This window comes from Amorphoplanes digitatis (assembly GCF_014205335.1).
Lineage (GTDB): Bacteria > Actinomycetota > Actinomycetes > Mycobacteriales > Micromonosporaceae > Actinoplanes > Actinoplanes digitatus.
Window position 1 is genome coordinate 5,156,260 of record NZ_JACHNH010000001.1, and the last position, 18,518, is coordinate 5,174,777.

General features: G+C 72.6%; 18 protein-coding genes. 11 read left to right on the top strand and 7 right to left on the bottom strand.

Annotated features, from left to right (window positions below):
- Positions 1–50: 50 nt before the first annotated feature.
- Positions 51–461, top strand: coding sequence for a hypothetical protein (locus BJ971_RS22510; RefSeq protein ID WP_184995213.1), 411 nt, complete (start codon positions 51–53; stop codon positions 459–461).
- A gap of 52 nt (positions 462–513) precedes the next feature.
- Here the strand turns inward: BJ971_RS22510 and BJ971_RS22515 are convergent, their stop codons facing one another.
- Positions 514–2,295: a SulP family inorganic anion transporter gene (locus BJ971_RS22515; RefSeq protein WP_239087419.1), complete on the bottom strand. Its 1,782-nt coding sequence runs from the start codon at positions 2,293–2,295 to the stop codon at positions 514–516.
- A 180-nt stretch (positions 2,296–2,475) separates the two neighbouring features.
- Between BJ971_RS22515 and BJ971_RS22520 the strand changes: the two genes are divergently transcribed.
- The gene (locus BJ971_RS22520) at positions 2,476–2,898 is read left to right on the top strand and encodes a DUF7144 family membrane protein (RefSeq protein ID WP_184995214.1); all 423 of its coding nucleotides are present in this window, start codon (positions 2,476–2,478) and stop codon (positions 2,896–2,898) included.
- A gap of 120 nt (positions 2,899–3,018) precedes the next feature.
- Positions 3,019–4,161: an AI-2E family transporter gene (locus BJ971_RS22525; RefSeq protein ID WP_184995215.1), complete on the top strand. Its 1,143-nt coding sequence runs from the start codon at positions 3,019–3,021 to the stop codon at positions 4,159–4,161.
- A gap of 18 nt (positions 4,162–4,179) precedes the next feature.
- Here the strand turns inward: BJ971_RS22525 and BJ971_RS22530 are convergent, their stop codons facing one another.
- From BJ971_RS22530 to BJ971_RS22540, 3 genes are all read right to left on the bottom strand, one after another.
- Positions 4,180–4,674, bottom strand: coding sequence for a hypothetical protein (locus BJ971_RS22530; RefSeq protein WP_184995216.1), 495 nt, complete (start codon positions 4,672–4,674; stop codon positions 4,180–4,182).
- A 191-nt stretch (positions 4,675–4,865) separates the two neighbouring features.
- Positions 4,866–5,426, bottom strand: a complete 561-nt coding sequence (locus BJ971_RS22535; RefSeq protein WP_184995217.1) for a hypothetical protein — start codon at positions 5,424–5,426, stop codon at positions 4,866–4,868.
- A gap of 93 nt (positions 5,427–5,519) precedes the next feature.
- On the bottom strand, positions 5,520–6,665 hold the full coding sequence (locus tag BJ971_RS22540) for an acyl-CoA dehydrogenase family protein (protein ID WP_184995218.1): 1,146 nt from the start codon (positions 6,663–6,665) through the stop codon (positions 5,520–5,522).
- A gap of 232 nt (positions 6,666–6,897) precedes the next feature.
- Between BJ971_RS22540 and BJ971_RS22545 the strand changes: the two genes are divergently transcribed.
- Genes BJ971_RS22545 through BJ971_RS22570 form a run of 6 tightly spaced genes read left to right on the top strand, consistent with a single transcriptional unit; the run spans position 6,898 to position 13,772 of the window.
- Entirely contained in the window at positions 6,898–8,619 is a 1,722-nt protein-coding gene (locus tag BJ971_RS22545; protein ID WP_184995219.1) for an acyclic terpene utilization AtuA family protein, read from the top strand.
- A complete protein-coding gene (locus BJ971_RS22550; RefSeq protein WP_184995220.1) occupies positions 8,616–10,214 on the top strand; it encodes an acyl-CoA carboxylase subunit beta in 1,599 nt (532 codons plus the stop codon). Before BJ971_RS22545 ends, BJ971_RS22550 begins: the two co-directional genes overlap by 4 nt.
- Positions 10,215–10,221: 7 nt before the next feature.
- The gene (locus BJ971_RS22555; protein ID WP_184995221.1) at positions 10,222–12,210 is read left to right on the top strand and encodes an ATP-binding protein; all 1,989 of its coding nucleotides are present in this window, start codon (positions 10,222–10,224) and stop codon (positions 12,208–12,210) included.
- Positions 12,203–12,835: a TetR/AcrR family transcriptional regulator gene (locus BJ971_RS22560; RefSeq protein WP_184995222.1), complete on the top strand. Its 633-nt coding sequence runs from the start codon at positions 12,203–12,205 to the stop codon at positions 12,833–12,835. The genes BJ971_RS22555 and BJ971_RS22560 overlap by 8 nt, the downstream gene beginning before the upstream one ends.
- Positions 12,832–13,299, top strand: coding sequence for a hypothetical protein (locus tag BJ971_RS22565; RefSeq protein ID WP_184995223.1), 468 nt, complete (start codon positions 12,832–12,834; stop codon positions 13,297–13,299). Before BJ971_RS22560 ends, BJ971_RS22565 begins: the two co-directional genes overlap by 4 nt.
- Positions 13,300–13,304: 5 nt before the next feature.
- Positions 13,305–13,772, top strand: a complete 468-nt coding sequence (locus tag BJ971_RS22570; RefSeq protein WP_184995224.1) for a DUF4262 domain-containing protein — start codon at positions 13,305–13,307, stop codon at positions 13,770–13,772.
- A 9-nt stretch (positions 13,773–13,781) separates the two neighbouring features.
- On the opposite strand, the gene BJ971_RS22575 is transcribed toward BJ971_RS22570, so the two are convergent.
- Positions 13,782–14,063 (bottom strand): hypothetical protein, encoded by a 282-nt coding sequence (locus tag BJ971_RS22575; protein WP_184995225.1) that lies wholly within the window; start codon positions 14,061–14,063, stop codon positions 13,782–13,784.
- Positions 14,064–14,434: 371 nt separating this feature from the next.
- Positions 14,435–14,638 (bottom strand): transcription antiterminator/RNA stability regulator CspE, encoded by a 204-nt coding sequence (gene cspE / locus BJ971_RS22580; protein WP_184995226.1) that lies wholly within the window; start codon positions 14,636–14,638, stop codon positions 14,435–14,437.
- Between the two features lie 329 nt (positions 14,639–14,967).
- On the opposite strand from cspE, the gene BJ971_RS22585 reads away from it, so the two are divergent.
- On the top strand, positions 14,968–16,362 hold the full coding sequence (locus BJ971_RS22585) for an outer membrane protein assembly factor BamB family protein (protein WP_184995227.1): 1,395 nt from the start codon (positions 14,968–14,970) through the stop codon (positions 16,360–16,362).
- Between the two features lie 30 nt (positions 16,363–16,392).
- On the top strand, positions 16,393–17,355 hold the full coding sequence (locus BJ971_RS22590) for a LacI family DNA-binding transcriptional regulator (RefSeq protein WP_184995228.1): 963 nt from the start codon (positions 16,393–16,395) through the stop codon (positions 17,353–17,355).
- A gap of 16 nt (positions 17,356–17,371) precedes the next feature.
- Here BJ971_RS22590 and BJ971_RS22595 read toward each other — a convergent pair whose 3' ends face one another.
- Positions 17,372–18,514: a Dyp-type peroxidase gene (locus tag BJ971_RS22595; RefSeq protein ID WP_203709258.1), complete on the bottom strand. Its 1,143-nt coding sequence runs from the start codon at positions 18,512–18,514 to the stop codon at positions 17,372–17,374.
- Positions 18,515–18,518 lie beyond the last annotated feature (4 nt).

An 18,518-nucleotide genomic window follows, 5' to 3' on the forward strand; every position in this document is an offset into this window, starting at 1 on the left:
GCGCGCGCGGGACAGGCTCGGAGGCAACCTAGCCATTTGAGGTGGTTGACGTGAGGTCGAGAGCAATTCAGGAGCTGGAACCGATGGTCGCCGCGGGCCGGGCGCTCGACGCACTGCTGGAGGCCGGAAGATACTCCGGACACGGCCTGACCACGGCGGGCGGGCGGGTCGGCCGGCGGGCAGCGGCCGCCGGCATCGAGGGGGCACACCGCACCGGCGACGCCTGGGCGGTGCTGCGTGGCGCGCCACCGCCGCGGCGCGGTTTCGCGGCGCTGGCGGCCGCCGCCGCGGCCGGGTGCGCGGTCGGCGCCGTGGCGGCGCTGGCGGTACGGCGGCTGGTCGTCGCCTGGCGGGCGGAGGAGCCCGGCACCGGGTACCCGCCGCCCCCGGCCACCGGTGCGGGTGCCGCGGCGGGGCCGGTGACGCTGCCGGAGGCCGCCACCCGGGCCGCCGCGGAGTAGTACCGCGCCGGCGGGCGGACACGAGCGGAGCGCCGCGGGTCCGGCGCTTCGCTCACCGCCGCCCGGGTCGTGGCGTCCAGTCCACACCGGCCTCCGCCCGGTAGGCGTCCACCGCGTCCTCGATGGTGTGGAAGAAGTGCTCCGGGTTGATCGTCCGGGTCAGTCCGTAGCGTTCGATCTTGGTGCGGACCGGCGTCTTCATCTCGGCGAAGACCAGCGAGACGCCCTCGGCGTTCAGCTCCTCGTCGAGCTGGGTCAGCACGTCGGCGGCCGTGGTGTCGATGTCGGTGATCGGTTCGGTGGCGATCACAATCCACTTCGGCCGCGGATCCGAGCGGGCCAGCCGCCGGATCTGATCGCGGAAGACCCGGACGTTCGCGAAGATCAGCGGCGCGTCGAAGCGGAACAGCACCAGACCCGGAAGGTGCTCCGCGTCCGGGTAGTCCCGCAGGTCGTGGTAGCCGGCGACGCCGGCCGCCCGGCCCAGCACCGCCTGATAGGGCCACCACGCCCGGCGGAACACGTTGAGCACCGACAGGGCGACCGCGATGCCGATGCCGGGCAGGACACCGAGCAGCGCCACGCCGAGGAACGCGGCGATCGAGAGGCTGAACTCCACCCGCCGCTGCCGCCACAGCCGCGCGGTGCCCGGGATGTCGGCCAGCGACATCGAGGCGGCGATCACGACCGCCGCCAGGATCGGCTGGGGCAGGTTGCGCAGCATGCCGGGCACCAGGACCAGCATGAGCGCGATGGCGGCCGCGCCGACCACGCCGGTGACCTGCGAACGGGAGCCGGACTGCTCGGCGACCGCGGTCCGTGAGCCGCTCGTGCTGACCGGGAAGCCCTGGAAGAAGGAGGCCGCGATGTTGGCGGCGCCGATGCCCACCATCTCCTGATCGCCGCGGACCTCCTGGCCGCTGCGCGCGGCGAAGGCCGAGGAGGTGGAGATGGTGTCGGTCAGCGAGACCAGGGCGATGCCGAACGCACCGCCGAGGAGCACGCTGAAGTCCGACCACGAGATGGTCGGGATGGTGAGCGGCGGGAAACCCTGCGGCAGCGCGCCGACCAGCCCGACGCCCCGGTCGGCCACGTTGAAGATCTGGGCGACCACGATCGAGGCGACGACCGCGATGAGGACACCGGGCACCTTCGGCAGCCAGCGTTGCAGCACCACGATCAGGACCAGCCCGAGCAGCCCGATGGAGATCGCCGCGGGCACCGTCTCGCCGGCGGCGACGCCCTTGGCGAAGCCGGTGGCCTCCTCGATCAGGCCTTCGCCGTCGACGGAGAAGCCGAACAGCTTCGGCAACTGGCCCACCAGGATGGTCAGGGCCAGGCCGTTCATGTAGCCGATCTGGGTGGGCCGCGACAGCAGGTCGGCGAGGAAGCCGAGCTTGGCGACGCCGGCGACCACCAGCAGCACGCCGACCATGAGCGCGAGCATGGAGGCGAGCGCGACGGCCTGTGCCGGGTCGGCGGCCGAGCCGAGGGCGGCCAGCAGCACCGCGGCGATCATCGGGCCCAGCGACGAGTCGGGCCCGAGCACCAGGATCCGGGACGGGCCGAAGACGGCGTACGCGAGCAGGCAGAAGATCGAGGTGTACAGCCCGGTGATCGGCGGCAGGCCGGCCAGTTCGGCGTACGCCATGCCCTGTGGCACCAGCAGGGTCGTCAGGACGATGCCGGCGACGGCGTCGCGCGGCAGCCAGGCGGCCCGGTAGTTCGCGACGACCTGGACGCCGGGTATCCAGCGGGAGACGCCTCCGGGAGGTTCGTCGTCCGGCGGCGGGTCCCCGGCGGCCGGAGCGGCGGCGTGTTCCCGGTTCGTCACGTTGCCCTCCACGGTTCGCGTACACCCAGTGAGCTACAGACGGCGGCCCCGGGCCTCATTCCGCGCGAATGAACGGCGGCGGGCCGGGCGTTGTTCATTCGCCCGGGGTGGCGTGTGGTCACTGCCGCGGCGACAGGATACGACCAAGGTCCGGCAGGCGGACCGTACGAGGAGTGCAGCATGACCGCAGCTCAACCTTCTAACGTACGCAGCGAGGCCCCGGCGAGCGGCTGGGTCGGCCTGGTCATCTTCGGCGGCATCATGCTGACGGTGCTCGGCGGATTCCAGGTCATCGAGGGGCTCGTCGCCCTGTTCAACGACGAGTACTTCCTGGCTACCTCGGGCGGCCTGGTCCTCACCATGGACTTCACCGCCTGGGGCTGGACGCACCTGCTCATCGGCCTGGTCGCCATCGCGGCCGGCGTCGGCATCCTGAGCGGGCAGACCTGGGCCCGGGTGACCGGCATCGTGATCGCCGTGCTCAGCGCGTTCGCCAACATGCTGTTCCTGGCGGCCTACCCGGTCTGGTCCACCATCGTGATCGCCGTCGACATCCTGGTGATCTACGCCCTCGCGGTCCACGGCCGTGAGCTCAAGAACTGACCGCACCACAGTCGGGGCCGGCCGTACGGCCGGCCCTCGTCGCGGGAGGGAGCGGGCCGTGAGCCGTGCGGTGTCCCGCCGGTACGGGCCGGCGCCGGGGTCGCGCGCCCGGGGCGCCGCGTGACCGGCGCCCCGGCCGAGCCGCCCGCCGCCGAGCCGCCCGCCGCCCTGCCTCGCGGGGTCATCGTCCTGCTCGGCATCGCCGGGGTCGTGATCGCGGTCGCGGGGCTGCGCGGCGTGGCCCACCTGATCGCCCCGGTCTTCCTGGCGCTGATGCTGACCGTGACGGTGAGCCCGCTGAGCGAGTGGCTCCGCCGGCACGGATCGCCGGTCTGGGTGGCCATGCTGGCCACCGTGACCGTCGTGTACGTCGTGCTGTTCGGCCTCGGCGCCGCCATGGTCGTCTCCGTGGCTCAGCTGATCGACCTGCTGCCGACCTACCAGACCCAGTTCGCGGACCTCCAGGCCGACATCGTCTCGGCGCTGAGCAGGCTCGGCATCAGCGAGTCCCAGCTCACCAGCGTGCTGGAGCGCGCGAGCCCGAGCGCGGTCACGGACCTGGTGGGATGGGTGTTCGGCGGGATCACGAGCGTCCTGTCGGACGCGGTGTTCCTGCTCGCCGTGCTGCTGTTCATGTGCCTGGACGCCGTCAGCTTCCCCGCCCGGCTGAACTCGACCGCCGACCAGCGCCCGCAGGTCGTCAGCGCGCTGCGCTCCTTCGCGCACGGCACCCGCAGCTACCTGCTCGTCTCGACGGTGTTCGGCCTGATCGTCGCGGTGATCGACACCCTGATGCTGTGGGCCTTGGACATCCCGCTGCCGGTGCTGTGGGGCCTGCTCGCGTTCATCACCAACTACATCCCGAACATCGGCTTCGTCATCGGCCTGGTGCCGCCGGCGTTGCTCGGGCTGCTGGACGGCGGCGTCGAGAAGATGATGGCGGTCATCGTCCTGTACTGCGTCGTCAACTTCGTCATCCAGTCGGTGATCCAGCCCAAGATCGTCGGGGACGCGGTGGGGCTGTCCTCGACCGTGTCCTTCCTGTCCCTGGTCTTCTGGGCCTGGGTGCTCGGCCCGCTCGGCGCGCTGCTGGCCATCCCGCTGAGCCTGCTGACCAAGGGGCTGCTCGTCGACGTCGACCCGTCGACCCAGTGGATCAACGTGCTGCTCTCCGGCGGCGGCTCGGCCCCGCCGCCCGTTCCCGAGCCGGAACCCGATCCCGTGCCGGAGACCGAGCCGCGGGACACGGCGCCGGGCGAGTAGCCCGGCGTCCCGCACCGATCAGCCGCAGCGGTTGTCCATCTGCTGCCGCAGCACGGCCCAGCTCGCCGAGACGGCCGCCACCTGCGCGGTCAGCTCGGGCATGGCGGCCTTGAGGCTCTCCTTGTCGGTCACCCCGGACGCCGTACCCGTCAGCGTGGTCAGCGACGCGCGCAGCGCGGCGATCGTCGGCTTGTACGCGGCCGACGCGGCGGCGCCGACGGCGTCGAGGTCCTGATGCACCTGCTGCGCCGCGGCCACCAGCCCGGACGCGCCGGCCGTCGCCAGGTCCACCCCGCGCAGCGCCGCCACCGACGTCTCCAGCTCGTCGCGGGCGTCGCAGACGGCCGCCTGCGACGGGTCCCGGCTGGGCGCCGCCTCCGCCGCGCTGGTGGCCACCTGCGGGGTCGCGGTGCTGCCGGAGTCGCCGCCGGAACCGCACGCGGGTGCCGCCAGCACCAGCGTGAGGGCCGCGAGCAGGCCGGAACGGCGCACCCTGGAACCCGTGCGTGACATGATCTCGCCTCGCCTTCGTCTCGCCCACGCCCGAGCTGCGGTGGGCGGCCAGCATCATCGACCCGACCGGGCTGGCTCCCAGTCTCGGCCGCACCGGCCCCCGCCCACGTCACCCCCGGCGGACGAGATCCGGACCGCCGGTCACGGCCCGCGCCGCGCCGCTTCATCCCGCGCGGATGGTGCCCGCGCGCTCAGCTGCGGGTCACCAGCAGGTCGCGGTCCACGCCCTTGTAGGAGGCGGTCAGCGCCGAGGTGGTGGCGGACGACTTCAGCCGTACCTTCTCGATGGTGTCGGTCCCGGACCGGCCCGCCGGGCAGGGCGCGCCGACCGTCGGCCCCACGGTCGTGCCCGAGATCCCGCTGACCGCGCCGGTGAGCCGGAAGCCGACGACCCGGCCACCGCGGCCGGCGCCGTAGCCGGCCGTCGTGTCGTAGGCGACGGACGAGCTCAGATCGTCCCGCGCGCTCAGCCGCAGATGGGTCACCTCGACGGTCACGGGCCGGGTGCCGCCGCAGACGACGGAGTAGGTGTCCTCGATCGACGTGCTGTGGCTGAAGGTGACTCCGGCCGCGACCGCGCGCAGCGTCGCGGCGCTCCAGCGGTAGGCGGTCCTGACGTCGCCGCCGCCGACGAAGCCGGTGCCGGTGGCGGGGTCGAACCTGATCGAGGCGGACGCCGCCGTGGCGGGCACGAGGACGCCCGCGAGGGCGACGGCGACGGCGGCGAGGGTGGAAAAGAGGCGGGAGTGCATGTCGGTCTCCTGAGATGTGCAGGCGCACGTACAACGTGGAGACCCGATGATCACATATTTTGCCCGAGTTTGCCCCGAAAGGGGGATTTCAGGTCAGGCGGGCAAGCCGTCGAGGCGGGCGAGCACCTGGAGCATCACCTCGTCGGCGCCCGCGCCGATCGAGGTCAGCCGGGTGTCGCGCAGCATGCGGGCGGTCCAGGTCTCCTCGAGATAGCCCATGCCGCCGTGGAACTGCAGGCACCGGTCGGCCACCTCGCGGATCAGCCGGCCCGCCTTGAGCTTCGCCACCGTCGCCATCCGGGTGATGTCCTCGCCGGCCATCAGCGCCTCGCAGGTGACCAGGTTGTGGCTGCGCAGCAGGTCCACCTCCGCCTGCAACTCGGTGAGGCGGAAGGCGACGTACTGCCGGTCGGCGAGCGGGCGGCCGAAGACCGTGCGGTCGTGGATGAACCGGCGGGTGCGATCCAGGGCGTACTGGCACTGGCCGACGGTGGTGTACGCGGCGAACATCCGCTCGGTGACGAACTGGCGCATCTGCTGCTGGAAGCCGCGCCCGACCTCGCCGATGGTGTTGGCGACCGGCACGCGCACGCCGTCCAGCACCAGCTCGGCGGTGTCGGAGCAGCGGTTGCCGAGCTTCTCGAAGGTGCGCGCGACGCTGAAGCCGGGCAGGTCGGTCGGCACGAGGATCTGCGACATCCCGCGGTGCCCGCCCTCGTCCGAGGTGCGCGCGAGCAGGCAGATCCAGTCGGCCTGCGCGCCGTTGGTGATGTAGATCTTGCGGCCGGTGATGACCCAGTCGTCGCCGTCGCGCACGGCGCGGGTGCTCAGCCGGGAGACGTCGGAGCCGATGTCCGGCTCGGTGACGGCGATCGCGGTGACCGCGGTGCCGGCGACGGCTGGCGTGAGGTAGCGCTCCTTGAGCTCGGCCGACCCGAACTCGTGCAGCGACGGCGTCGCCATCATCGCCTGCACGCCCAGGGCCATCCCGACGCCGGTCGCGTGCATCCGCCCGTACTCCTCGGCGGCGACGAGCTGGAAGCTGTGGTCGGCGCCCTCGCCGCCGTAGGCCGGGTCGTACTCCAGGCCGAGCAGGCCGAGGGCCGCGGCCTTGGGGAACACGTCGTGCAGGGGCGCGCGCCCGGCGGCCTCCCACTCGTCGACATGCGGGTTGATCTCGGTGTCGACGAACCGGCGGACGCTGTCGGCGAAGGCGCGGTGGTCCTCGTTGAGGCGCATACGCCGAACGGTAGCGACGACCCGCCGCAGAAACAAGCGTGCTTGCTTGTTTTTCCCGGCTGTGCCAGTGTCCGTGGCATGAGCGAGCTTGCGAGCGAATCATCAGCTCAGGTTGAAACTCATGTCATCGCCGGAGCGCCAGCGGAGGGGATGGCATGAGCGAGCTTGCGAGCGAATCATCAGCTCAGGTTGAAACTCATGTCATCGCCGGAGCGCCAGCGGAGGGGATGGCATGAGCGAGCTTGCGAACGCTGGGACGCTGCGGGTCGGCAACTGTTCCGGGTTCTACGGTGACCGGCTCTCGGCCATGCGGGAGATGCTCGAGGGCGGCGAGCTCGACGTGCTCACCGGCGACTACCTGGCCGAGCTGACAATGCTCATCCTCGGCCGGGACCGGATGGCCGACCCGTCCGCCGGCTACGCCCGGACGTTCCTCGCCCAGCTGCGGGACTGCCTGCGGCTGGCGCTGGACCGCGGTGTCCGCATCGTCGCCAACGCGGGCGGCGTCAATCCGGCCGGCCTGGTCGCCGCGATCCGCGAGCTGGGCCCCGCCAAGGTCGCCCTGGTGCGCGGCGACGACCTGACCGCGCGGGCCGGCGCGCTCGGGCTGGGCTCGCCGCTCGGCGCGCACGCCTACCTCGGCGCGTTCGGGATCGCCCGGGCCCTGGCCGGCGGCGCCGACATCGTCGTCACCGGGCGGGTGACCGACGCCTCGCTGGTCGTCGGCCCGGCGATCGCGCACTTCGGCTGGGGCCGCACCGACCTCGACGCGCTCGCCGGCGCCACCGTCGCCGGCCACGTCATCGAGTGCGGCACGCAGGCCACCGGCGGCAACTACCCGTTCTTCACCGAGATCGCCGACCTGGTCCGGCCAGGCTTCCCGATCGCCGAGCTCCACCCGGACGGCTCCAGCGTCATCACCAAGCACCCGGGCACCGCGGGCGCGGTCACCGTCGGCACGGTGACCGCCCAGCTCGTGTACGAGGTGGACGACGCCCGGTACGCCGGCCCCGACGTCACCACCCGCCTCGACACGGTCTCGCTGCGGCAGGCCGGGCCGGACCGGGTGGAGATCACCGGGGTACGCGGTGAGGCGCCGCCGCCCGACCTCAAGGTGTCGTGCACCTCGATCGGCGGCTACCGCAACGAGATGACCGTGGTGCTGACCGGCCTCGACATCGAGGCAAAGGCCGACCTGTTCCGCCGCCAGTTCGAGGACGCCCGTGGCAAGGCCGAGCCGGCCGAGGTCACCTGGCACCTGGCCCGGGTCGACACCGTGGACGCGCCGACGCAGCAGCGGGCGTCCGCCCTGCTGACCGTCGTCGCCCGGGACGCGGACGAGAAGGTGGCCGGCCGCGCGTTCACCAATCCCGCCGTCGAGGTCGCGCTCGCCTCGTACCCGGGCTTCTTCAGCACGACGCCGCCGGGGCGCGCGCACCCGTACGGCGTGTTCACCGCCGGGTACGTGCCGCAGGGCGTCGTCGCGCACGAGGTCGTGCACGACGACGGGACCGTCGAGCCGGTCGGGCCGCCGGCGCTCACCCTCGCCCTCGAGCCCCTGCCGGGGCCGGCGCCCGGGCCCGCGCCCGGCGATCCGGGTCCGGTCGTGCGCCTACCGCTCGGGACGATCGCCGGCGCGCGCTCCGGCGACAAGGGCGGAAACGCCAACGTCGGGCTCTGGGTGCGCGACGACGCGGCGTACCCGTGGCTCGCCGCGCTGATCACCGAGGACACCGTCCGCGAGCTGCTGCCGGAGGCCGCGGCGCTGCCGGTGCGGATCACCCGGCTGCCCGGCATCCGGGCCGTCAACGTCGTCATCGAAGGCCTGCTCGGCCAGGGCGTTGCGTACCAGGCGCGCTTCGACCCGCAGGCCAAGGGGCTCGGCGAGTGGCTGCGCTCGCGGCACGTCGACATCCCCGTCTCGCTGCTACCCGTACCCGAGGAGCACCCGTGACCATCCTGCGGTCCACCATCGACGCCGACGGCGCGGACGCCCGCGCCGCCCGGCAGGCGATGCTCGACGCCCTCGACGAGATCGCCGCCGAGACCGCCAAGGCCGTGGCCGGCGGCGGCGAGAAGGCGACCGCCCGGCACCGGGCGCGGGGCAAGATGACCGCCCGGGAGCGGATCGAGCTGCTGCTCGACCTGGACTCGCCGTTCCTGGAGCTGGCCGCGCTGGCCGGCTACGGCTCGCAGTTCACCGTCGGCGGCAGCGTCGTCGCCGGCATCGGCGTGGTCAGCGGCGTGGAGTGCCTGCTGGTGGCGAACGATCCCACGGTCAAGGGCGGCGCGAGCAACCCCTGGTCGCTGCGGAAGTCGCTGCGGATGCACGAGATCGCGCTGCGGAACCGGCTGCCGATCATCGCGCTCGTCGAGTCCGGCGGCGCGGACCTGCCGACGCAGAAGGAGGTCTTCATCCCCGGCGGGGCCGTCTTCCGCGACCTCACCCGCCTGTCCGCCGCCGGGATCCCGACGATCGCGCTGGTCTTCGGCAACTCGACGGCCGGCGGCGCCTACCTGCCCGGCATGAGCGACCACGTGGTGATGATCGAGAAACAGTCCAAGGTGTTCCTCGCCGGCCCGCCCCTGGTCAAGGCCGCCACCGGCGAGGAGTCCGACGACGAGTCGCTGGGCGGCGCGGAGATGCACGCCCGGGTGTCCGGCCTCGCCGACTACTACGCCGTCGACGAACAGGACGCCATCCGGATCGGCCGGCGGATCGTCGCGCGACTGAACCACAGCAAGGCGTCCGGGCCGGCGACGGCCGAACCGAGGCCGCCGCGGTACCCCGCCGAGGAGCTGCTGGCGATCGTGCCGCCCGACCTGAAGTCGCCGTTCGACCCCCGGGAACTCATCGCCCGGATCGTCGACGACAGCGACTTCGACGAGTTCAAGCCGCTGTACGGCGACTCGCTGGTGACCGGCTGGGCCCAGCTGCACGGCTACGCGGTCGGCATCCTGGCCAACGCCCGCGGCGTGCTGTTCAGCGCCGAGGCGCAGAAGGCGGCGCAGTTCATCCAGCTCGCCAACAAGTCCAACACTCCCCTGCTGTTCCTGCACAACACGACCGGGTACATGGTCGGCAAGGAGTACGAGCAGGGCGGGATCATCAAGCACGGCGCCATGATGATCAACGCGGTGTCGAACTCGACGGTCCCGCACATCTCCCTGCTCGTCGGCAACTCCTACGGCGCCGGGCACTACGGCATGTGCGGCCGGGCCTACGACCCCAGGTTCCTCTTCGCCTGGCCGAGCGCCCGCTCCTCGGTCATGGGCGCGCAGCAGCTCGCCGACGTCACCTACATGGTCTCCAAGGCGTCGGCGCTGTCGCAGGGCAGGCCGTTCGACGAGGACGGCGCTCAGGTGGTCCGGCACATGATCGAGCAGCAGATCTCCGCGGAGGCGATGCCGATGGTCCTGTCCGGGATGGTCTACGACGACGGCATCATCGATCCCCGCGACACCCGCGACGTCCTCGGTGTCGCCCTGTCCGCGATACACACCGCGCCGGTGCGGGGCACCGACGCCTTCGGCGTCTTCCGGATGTGAGGCGATCATGACACCGAACCTCAGGCCCATCACGAGTGTGCTCGTGGCGAACCGCGGCGAGATCGCCCGCCGGATCTTCGCCACCTGCCGCCGCCGCGGCCTGGCCACCGTCGCCGTCTTCTCCGACCCGGACGCCGGCAGCCCGCACGTCCGCGAGGCCGACAGCGCGGTACGCCTGCCCGGCGCCGCGCCGGCCGAGACCTACCTGCGTGGCGATCTCCTCATCGAGGCGGCCCTGCGTTCCGGTGCCGACGCGATCCACCCCGGCTACGGCTTCCTCGCCGAGAACGCGGACTTCGCCCGTTCCGTACGGGATGCGGGCCTGATCTGGATCGGTCCGGACCCCGAGGCGATCGAGGTGATGGGTTCCAAGGTCGAGTCGAAGCGCCGGATGGCCGCCGCCGGCCTGCCCGTGCTCGACCTGCTCGACCCGGACACCATCACCGAGGACCAGCTCCCGGTGCTGGTCAAGGCGTCGGCCGGCGGTGGCGGCCGGGGCATGCGGATCGTGCGCACCCTCGCCGAGCTACCGGACGCGGTGGCCTCCGCCGCCCGCGAGGCCGGCGCCGCGTTCGGCGACGACACCGTCTTCTGCGAGCCCTACCTGCCCACCGGCCACCACGTCGAGGTGCAGATCCTTGCCGACGCGTACGGCACGGTCTGGGCGCTGGGCGAGCGCGAGTGCTCGCTGCAACGCCGCCACCAGAAGGTCATCGAGGAGGCGCCCGCGCCGCTCGTCGACCGGATCGGGGGCGGCCTGCGCAAGCGGCTGCTCGCCGCCGGCCGCGACGCCGCGGCCGCGGTCGGCTATCGCGGCGCCGGGACGGTGGAGTTCCTCGCCGACGGCAACGGCGACTTCTGGTTCCTGGAGATGAACACCCGCCTTCAGGTCGAGCACCCCGTCACCGAGTGCGTCACCGGCACCGACCTGGTCGGCCTCCAGCTCGACGTCGCCGCGGGCGAGCCGCTGACCGGCACCGAGCCGGTGATGACCGGCCACGCCATCGAGGCCCGCCTGTACGCCGAGAGCCCCGCCGACGACTGGCGCCCGCAGACCGGCACGGTGGTCACCTTCGACGTGCCCGGCGTGACCGCCCGGTTCGACCGCACGGCACCCGACGGCATCCGCCTCGACTCCGGCGTCGAGCACGGCAGCGTCGTCGGCACCCACTACGACGCCATGCTCGCCAAGGTCGTCGCGTACGCGCCGACCCGCGAGGCCGCGGCCCGGCAGCTCGCCGCCGCGCTGCGCCGCACCCGGGTACACGGTGTCACCACCAACAGGGACCTGCTTGTCGCGAGCCTGCTGCACCCGGACTTCCTGGCCGGGACCGCCGACACCGGCTTCTACGCCGCCAACCCGCCGGCCGCGCTGACCGCCGGCACCGGGCTGGAGCCGGCCCTCGGCGCCCTGGTCGCGGCCCTGTCGGACGCCGCCCACCAGCGCGGCCCGCTGCTGCCCGGCCTCGCCGCCGGTTTCCGCAGCATCCCCGTCGGCTACCGCAGCCGCGGCTACGCCGCCGGCGAGCGGGAGTTCGAGGTCCGGTACCGGTTCGGCCGTGACGGTCTCGAGCTCGCGGCGCCGCCGCCCGGCGTCACCGCGCTCGCCCTCGTCGACGCGGGCGCCGATCGCGTCGTGCTCGACGTCGACGGCGTGCGGCGGTCCTGGACGGTCGGCCGGTTCGACGGCCGGGTGGTCGTCGAGGGCCCGCGGGGCTCGGTCGAGCTGCGCCGGCTGCCGCGCTTCACCGACCCGTCGTCGCGGCTGCCGGCCGGCGCGCTGGTGGCGCCGATGCCCGGCACCGTGGTGCGGGTGGGTGTCCGGGTCGGCGAGACCGTCGCGGCCGGTCAGCCGCTGATCTGGCTGGAGGCGATGAAGATGGAGCACGTGGTGCGCGCCCCGGCCGCCGGCACGGTCGCGGACCTGCCGGTCGACGTCGGCCGGCAGGTCGGCCAGGGCACGACGCTCGCGGTGGTGGAGCCCGCGGATGGCTGACGGCGCCGTACCCAAGCAGGACCGGTCCCGGGCGACCCGGCGGCACCTGCTGGAGACCGCGATCCGGTGCCTGGCCAACCACGGCTGGGAGACCTCGACGGTGGGCTTCATCGCCGCCGAGGCCGGCATCAGCCGGGGCGCGGTGCAGCACCACTTCCGTACCCGGGAGGCGCTCATCCTGGCCGCCCTCGAGCACATGTTCGCCGAGCGGGCGGCGCTGCTCGACGCGCTGCCCGACCCCGGCGGCTCCGGCCCGGAGCGGGTGCACGCGGTGGTGACCGGCCTGGTCGACGCCATCGGCGGCGAGCTGTTCCGGGCGGCGCTTCAGGTGTGGACCGTGGCGGCCGCCGAGCCCGAGCTGCGCTCCGCCGTGGTCCCGCTGGAGCGTCACTTCGCCCGCGGCGTGCACCACCGCGCGGTACGCCTGCTCGGCGTCGACGACACCGACCCGGCCGTGCGCGCCCTCATCCAGGCCACCCTCGACCTGGCCCGCGGCCTGGCCCTGGCGGACGTCCTGACCGACGACTCCCGCCGCCGGGCCGGTGTCGTGCGCGCGTGGTCGAACCAGCTCGCGGCCGCCCTGCCCGCCGCCGACCCGGCCGAGGCGGGAGCAGACCGCCGGTGAACCGCACGACGCTCGTCGTTCCCGCCCGGCACGCCGGTTCCCTGGACATCCCGCCGCGGGCCCTGGACGACGCCTCGGACGACGTGGTCTGGGTGAACGCCCCGACGGACGGGCTCCGTGGCTCGCACCGCATGGCGGTGCCGCTGGAGGCCCGCTCGGTGCGGAAGGCCGGGCGGTTCCTGTTCGAGTGGCGCCTGCGTCCGCTCGTCGGCTGGCTGCTCTTCGCCGCGTACACCGCGGTGGCCGACGGATACATGCACGGCTCGCTGAGTTTCCTGCCGCAGGCCGTGCTCGCCGCGGTGCTGGGCGGTTGGCTGGCGCAGGCCTCGGACCGGCCTCGCCAGTTGCCCTATCTGACCCACACCGGCGACCCGGTGGCCCGGCTACATCCGCCGGGAGCACCCCGAACAACCGTGACCGGCCTAGGGTTTGGAAGGGCACTCCAGCGACCGGGCGGAAGGTGAGCCTGATGACGGCCGGACAGCACGACGCCGGGCTTCGCCGGATCGGCGAGACCATTGAGCGTTCCGGCGTGCACCTGGAGTTCGTGCCACAGCCGAATCCCTTGGAGACGTGCTGGTACACGATCGGTCTGACCGACCGCGGTCACCCTGAGCTGATCTTGTTCGGACTACCGCCGGACATTTCGCGGCCCGCCCTGCATACCGTTGCCGGCGACGTCATCGCAGGCCGGCGCACGTGCGTCGCGGGACAACACGCAGACGACGTTCTCGAGGGACACCAGGTCCTGTTCGTCGCGGTGACCGAGCCGGAACGCCACCTGCCCGTCGCCGCGCAGTTCTATGCCGGCACGCCTACCGCCGCCGTAGCGGCGCTGCAAATCGTGTGGCCGGACCGGTACCAGCGCTGGCCCTGGCAGCCCGGCACACGCCTGGACGACATGCCGATCCTGGGCCGCCATGCCTCATCCCGCTGACGGGACCCATCAGAATGGTGCGGGTCCCTGACCTGCCAACGAGATCAACAGCTGTGTGGCGAGTAGCTTGCGCATGCCGGTGACGGCGACTGCTCCCACCCGGTCGTAGGGCAGTTCCAATTGAAGCCCCTCGGCCGCGTTGCGAAGGTCCGTCGTGACCTGGTCCGGACGGAACGTTCCGCCCCAGCCGTTGAGTCCTCCGCGGTGGTTGGTACTGAGGGAGATCATGCCGGATATGCGGGCGCCGTCGGCCAGGATCAGCCTCGCAGGACCCGAGTAGGTCGTCGTCATAATCATGTCCTTCAGGGGTGTCGCGCGAAGACCACAGTTCGGGCTGTCTGACCGCCATCAGAAGGACGATGCATCGAGTCCGTCCATTGATGTGCTTGATCTGGGCCGCGACCGTGAATGCTCAACCGTCAGGGCGGCGCCGGCGCGAGATTCGGCCCGTTACCGACAAGTTCAGGCTATCCCGAGGGGCCGGGGCAGCTCCTGTCGTCAGCTGAGAGCGATCCAGCGACGAGGACGTGGGAGCGATGCTGGGCAGCATCCACACCCGGGAGGGCCGGTCTGCTGCCGATCGGACTATTTTCCGACGCTGTGCCCGCAAAGCGGAACGGCAGCCCGCTGAATCAGTCGGGCCGCCGTTCGCAGAGCGTGGATCAGAGCGGGCGAATGTTCTCCGCCTGCGGGCCCTTCTGGCCCTGGGTGATGTCGAACTCCACCTTCTGGTTCTCGTCGAGGCTGCGGTAGCCACTCGTCGCGATGGCGGAGAAGTGGGCGAAGACGTCAGCGCCGCCGTCGTCCGGCGTGATGAAGCCGAAGCCCTTGTCGGCGTTGAACCACTTCACGGTACCTGTAGTCATGTCTGCTCCTTCGCAGGCTGTTAGAGACCGCACTGTGCGGACTCTTACGCCGCCGCGTTGATAACCTGCGCCGAAACCGACACTAAAACGAAAAGCGCCTGGATGGGTTCAGATACCCCATCAGGCGCCGGAAAACGTCTACGGAAATCAAAACTGCAACACGGCAACTATAGCGCATGATCCGCCGTCGGCGCCACGGGGGCGAGTGGAGCCGGCCACTCGCCTGCGTGGCGGCTTGTGGCTTCGGTCCGCGTGGCGACCATAGGTTCGGACCGTTCCTTGAGGTGTCCGAGGGTGTCTCGTTCGCTGCGGTTGAGATGATCACCGGCGTGACGTTTCCGCTGCGTATCGGCCGTGTCCTCGGGGATCGTCCGTTCGCCGAGGTCGGTGAGCCCGTCCTCGCCGTCGCCGACGACAGGCGTGGCCTGCTGGCAGTAGCGGGCGCCCACGGGGGCCACCTGGTCCCGCTGGGCAGGGCACCGGTGGGTGTCTACGACGTCGATGATCTAGGTCGCCGCGCTCTGGTCCGTTCGCATTACCCCGTGACCGCGATGGCGTTCCACCCCGACCTTCCTCTGCTGGCGATCGGCACGGGCTGCTACGACGGTGGATATTTCTTCATGGGCGAGTTGCTCCTGACGGATCTGGAGACGGGCAGGGCGGTGTCGCTCATCGACAGCCCGCTCGGCCCTCAGGTGCTGGCCCTCGAGTGGCTCACCGGCCAGGACCTCCGCGTGCTGGTGGCGCCGCCCCACGATGGCGACGACGCCGAGGCATGGGTCGAGGGACACGTAGCCGTGGTGTCCCGGCCCGACTGGCGGCTCGTACCACCCGCATCGATCACCTGGCAGGAACTGGCCGGACCGCGGGTCGCGGCGCCCCGTCCCGACCACCGGGAGGAAGCTCGCCGCGCGGTGTCGGGCCTGAGCCGGGACTGGGATCCGCGGCGTAACGTCCGCGCGGTCGAGGAACTGTCCGACGGCAGGATTCTGGCGACGCTCGACGAGGTGCGGGCGGAGTCCTGGCTGCCCTCGGGGCAGCGGCAGTGGACTGTCGCGGACGACAAGGGCGGCCGCGACCTCGTCGTCGCCACCGACGAGCGTTCGGTCTGGGTCGGTCTGGTGCGGCCCACCTGTGAGGAACCTCCACAGGCTCTGGTCCGGCTCTCACTCCAGGACGGTGCGCAGATCGAGCACATCACCCTGTCCGCGCCGGCGTCCCTGGTGTGCCGCGCCGACGGTCTGCCGGCCCTCGCGCCCGCCGGAGATCTCGGGGAGCGCGGCAGGCTTCGTATCCGGCGTGGCAGCCGGGTCTATTTCCGGGAGATCGACCGCCCCGGCGTGGAGACCACGGACGGCAGCCTCGTCTACGCCGGCACCGTGCATCACGGCCAGGGATTGCAGCCCGGCGGCTCGTTCGTGGTACGCCGCGAGATACGCACCGGGGAGCCGCGCTGGGTGTTCCGGACCGACCGGACGGCGACCGACCTCGACGCCGACGCGCAGACCGCGTATGTCGCCTACGACGATGGTGAGATCGTCGCACTCGATCTACAGGACGGCACCGTGCGCCGGCGCCGGCACCTCACCGTCGCAGCGGTGCAGGCGATACCCACCGCGTTGACCGTCGTCGGCCCGGACGCGCTGCTCATCGGCACCAGCGACGGACGGATCTTGAAATGCTCCGCCGAGTTGCCTGCGGACCCGGACGTGACGGGGACCTGATCGCGTGGATCACGCGATATCGTCACCACCGTGAACAGCCGCCGTCCCACACTCGCCGATGTCGCCCGCGTGGCCGGCGTGTCACGGGCCACGGCATCGCGCGCGATCAACGGCGCGTACGGCTCCTCGGAGGCCGTACGCGAGCGCGTGCGCGACGTCGCCGCCGAGCTCGGATTCGAGCCCCACGCGGTGGCGCGCGCGCTGGCGACGGGCCGGACGAGTGCGAGCCGGCGCGAGCGCATCGAGGTCCTGATCGTCGACCCGGATCCTGACGCGATGACCGCCAAACCGTTCTACGGGCGCGTGTTGACCGGCGCGATGCGCGCGCTCGGCGACCGCGACATCTCGCTGGAGATCCGCCGGGTCTCGGCGCCGCCGGCGAGCGACGCCGACCCGCCGTTCGGGCGGCTACTGATCAACGTGCACGGTGCCGCCGGTGCGGCCTGTGCGCGGCGTGCCCGCACGGTCTCCTTGGGAAGGTCGGCGCCCGGCGTTGCCTTCGTCGCTCCCGACAACGACGGCGGCGGTTATCAGGCCGCCGTTCACCTGGTGACCACCGGCCGGCGGCGGATCGGTGCCGTCTTCGGCCCGCCTACGCCGTGCGCTGAGGAACGCAAAGCCGGATTCCTGCGGGTGATGGCCGGTGCGGCGCAGGCCGTGGTGTCCGCCGATGGAGACTTCACCCGCGCCAAGGGCTATGCGGCGACCAAGGAGTTGCTGGCACGCGACCCTCGGCTCGATGCGGTGTTCGCCTCGTGTGACGTCACCGCGATGGGCGTGCTCCAGGCCCTGCGTGAGGCAGGGCGGCACGTGCGGGACGACGTCGCCGTCGTCGGCTTCGACGGCAGCGCCCTCGCGGAGGCGGCGGATCTGTCGTCGGTCTACATGCCGGTCGAGGACGAGGCGGCCGCGGCGGTTCATCACCTGCTCGATCCCGCGTTGCCGGCGCCGGGCCGGTTGCCGACCACGCTCAGGGTGCGCGGGTCCAGCTGACACCGAGGTCGCGGGTTCAGGGCGTCGTCAGCCCGCGGCCGAGCTCGCCGGGGCGCGCGCCCCGCGTGCCGGGCAGCGCGAACCAGTAGCCGCCGCCGAACGGCAGGATGTAGCGCTCCAGGGCCTCGCCGGCCAGGCGGCGCTGGATCGTGGCGAAGCCGCGCTCCAGGTCCTGCTGGAAGCAGACGAAGATCAGGCCCTCGTCGGGGTGGCCGGCCGCGTCCGTTCCCGCCCGGTACGAGTAGCCGCGCCGCAGGATCCGCTGGTTGCGCGTCTCGGGGGTGCGCGGGTTGGCGCGCCGGATGTGCGCGTCCAGGCGGATGGCCTGACCGTTCGGGTCGGCGGCGTAGTCGGGGTCGTCGAGCTCGCGTTCGCGGCCCAGCGGCGCGCCGTCGGAGCGGCGGCGGCCGAAGACCTCCTCCTGGCGCTCGACCGGGTCGGCGTTCCACAGCTCCATCGCGAAGCGGATCAGCCGTACCACCTGGTAGCTGCCGCCGACCGCCCAGGCCGGCTCGCCGGAGCCGGCGCCGACCCAGACGAGCTCGTCCATGGTCGCGGCGTCCGCGGGGTCGGGGTTGCCCGCGCCGTCGGAGAAGCCGAAGAGGTTGCGGTCCCGGGGGCGGCCGTCGGCGGTGGTCCCGTTCTCGTGGCGGAACCCGGTCGCCGACCAGCGCCGCCGGACGGCCGGGCCCGCGGCCCGCGCCACCGCGTCGGCGAGCGCCCGGGCGGCCGCCGGGGTGGCGGCGCAGGCCTGCACCAGCAGGTCGCCGTGGCAGCGGCCGGGATCGAGCACGTCGCCGGGGAATCCGGGCATGGCGGTGAGCCTCGCGGGCCGCCGGTCCGCCAGGCCGAAGCGCCCGTCGAACAGGCTCGCGCCGACGGACACGGTGACCGAGGCGGGCGGCCGGGCCGCGACGTCGCCGATCCGGCCCAGCAGCGCGGCCAGCTCGTCGCGGGCGGTGGCGGCGACGTCGTAGGCCCGGAACTCCGCGGCGGCCGGCGGCGGCGTGACGATGCCGGCCTGGTGCGGCGGTGGCGGGGGCGCGGCGCCGGTCGCGGAGGCGCTGCCGGCCGGGGCCGGGGCCGGGGCCGGGGCCGGGGAGCCGCAGCCGGCCAGGCCGAGGGCCACGCCGCCGCCGAGCAGCGCGCGCCGCCGCACCGGG

What these genes read in the sequence shown, in the direction of transcription:
- BJ971_RS22530 (WP_184995216.1), bottom strand. Translation starts at nt 4,674, where the DNA reads ATGTCACGCACGGGTTCCAGGGTGCGCCGTTCCGGCCTGCTCGCGGCC.
- cspE (WP_184995226.1), bottom strand. Translation starts at nt 14,638, where the DNA reads ATGACTACAGGTACCGTGAAGTGGTTCAACGCCGACAAGGGCTTCGGC.
- BJ971_RS22545 (WP_184995219.1), top strand. Translation starts at nt 6,898, where the DNA reads ATGAGCGAGCTTGCGAACGCTGGGACGCTGCGGGTCGGCAACTGTTCC.
- BJ971_RS22535 (WP_184995217.1), bottom strand. Translation starts at nt 5,426, where the DNA reads ATGCACTCCCGCCTCTTTTCCACCCTCGCCGCCGTCGCCGTCGCCCTC.
- BJ971_RS22560 (WP_184995222.1), top strand. Translation starts at nt 12,203, where the DNA reads ATGGCTGACGGCGCCGTACCCAAGCAGGACCGGTCCCGGGCGACCCGG.
- BJ971_RS22520 (WP_184995214.1), top strand. Translation starts at nt 2,476, where the DNA reads ATGACCGCAGCTCAACCTTCTAACGTACGCAGCGAGGCCCCGGCGAGC.
- BJ971_RS22540 (WP_184995218.1), bottom strand. Translation starts at nt 6,665, where the DNA reads ATGCGCCTCAACGAGGACCACCGCGCCTTCGCCGACAGCGTCCGCCGG.
- BJ971_RS22570 (WP_184995224.1), top strand. Translation starts at nt 13,305, where the DNA reads ATGACGGCCGGACAGCACGACGCCGGGCTTCGCCGGATCGGCGAGACC.
- BJ971_RS22575 (WP_184995225.1), bottom strand. Translation starts at nt 14,063, where the DNA reads ATGACGACGACCTACTCGGGTCCTGCGAGGCTGATCCTGGCCGACGGC.
- BJ971_RS22555 (WP_184995221.1), top strand. Translation starts at nt 10,222, where the DNA reads ATGACACCGAACCTCAGGCCCATCACGAGTGTGCTCGTGGCGAACCGC.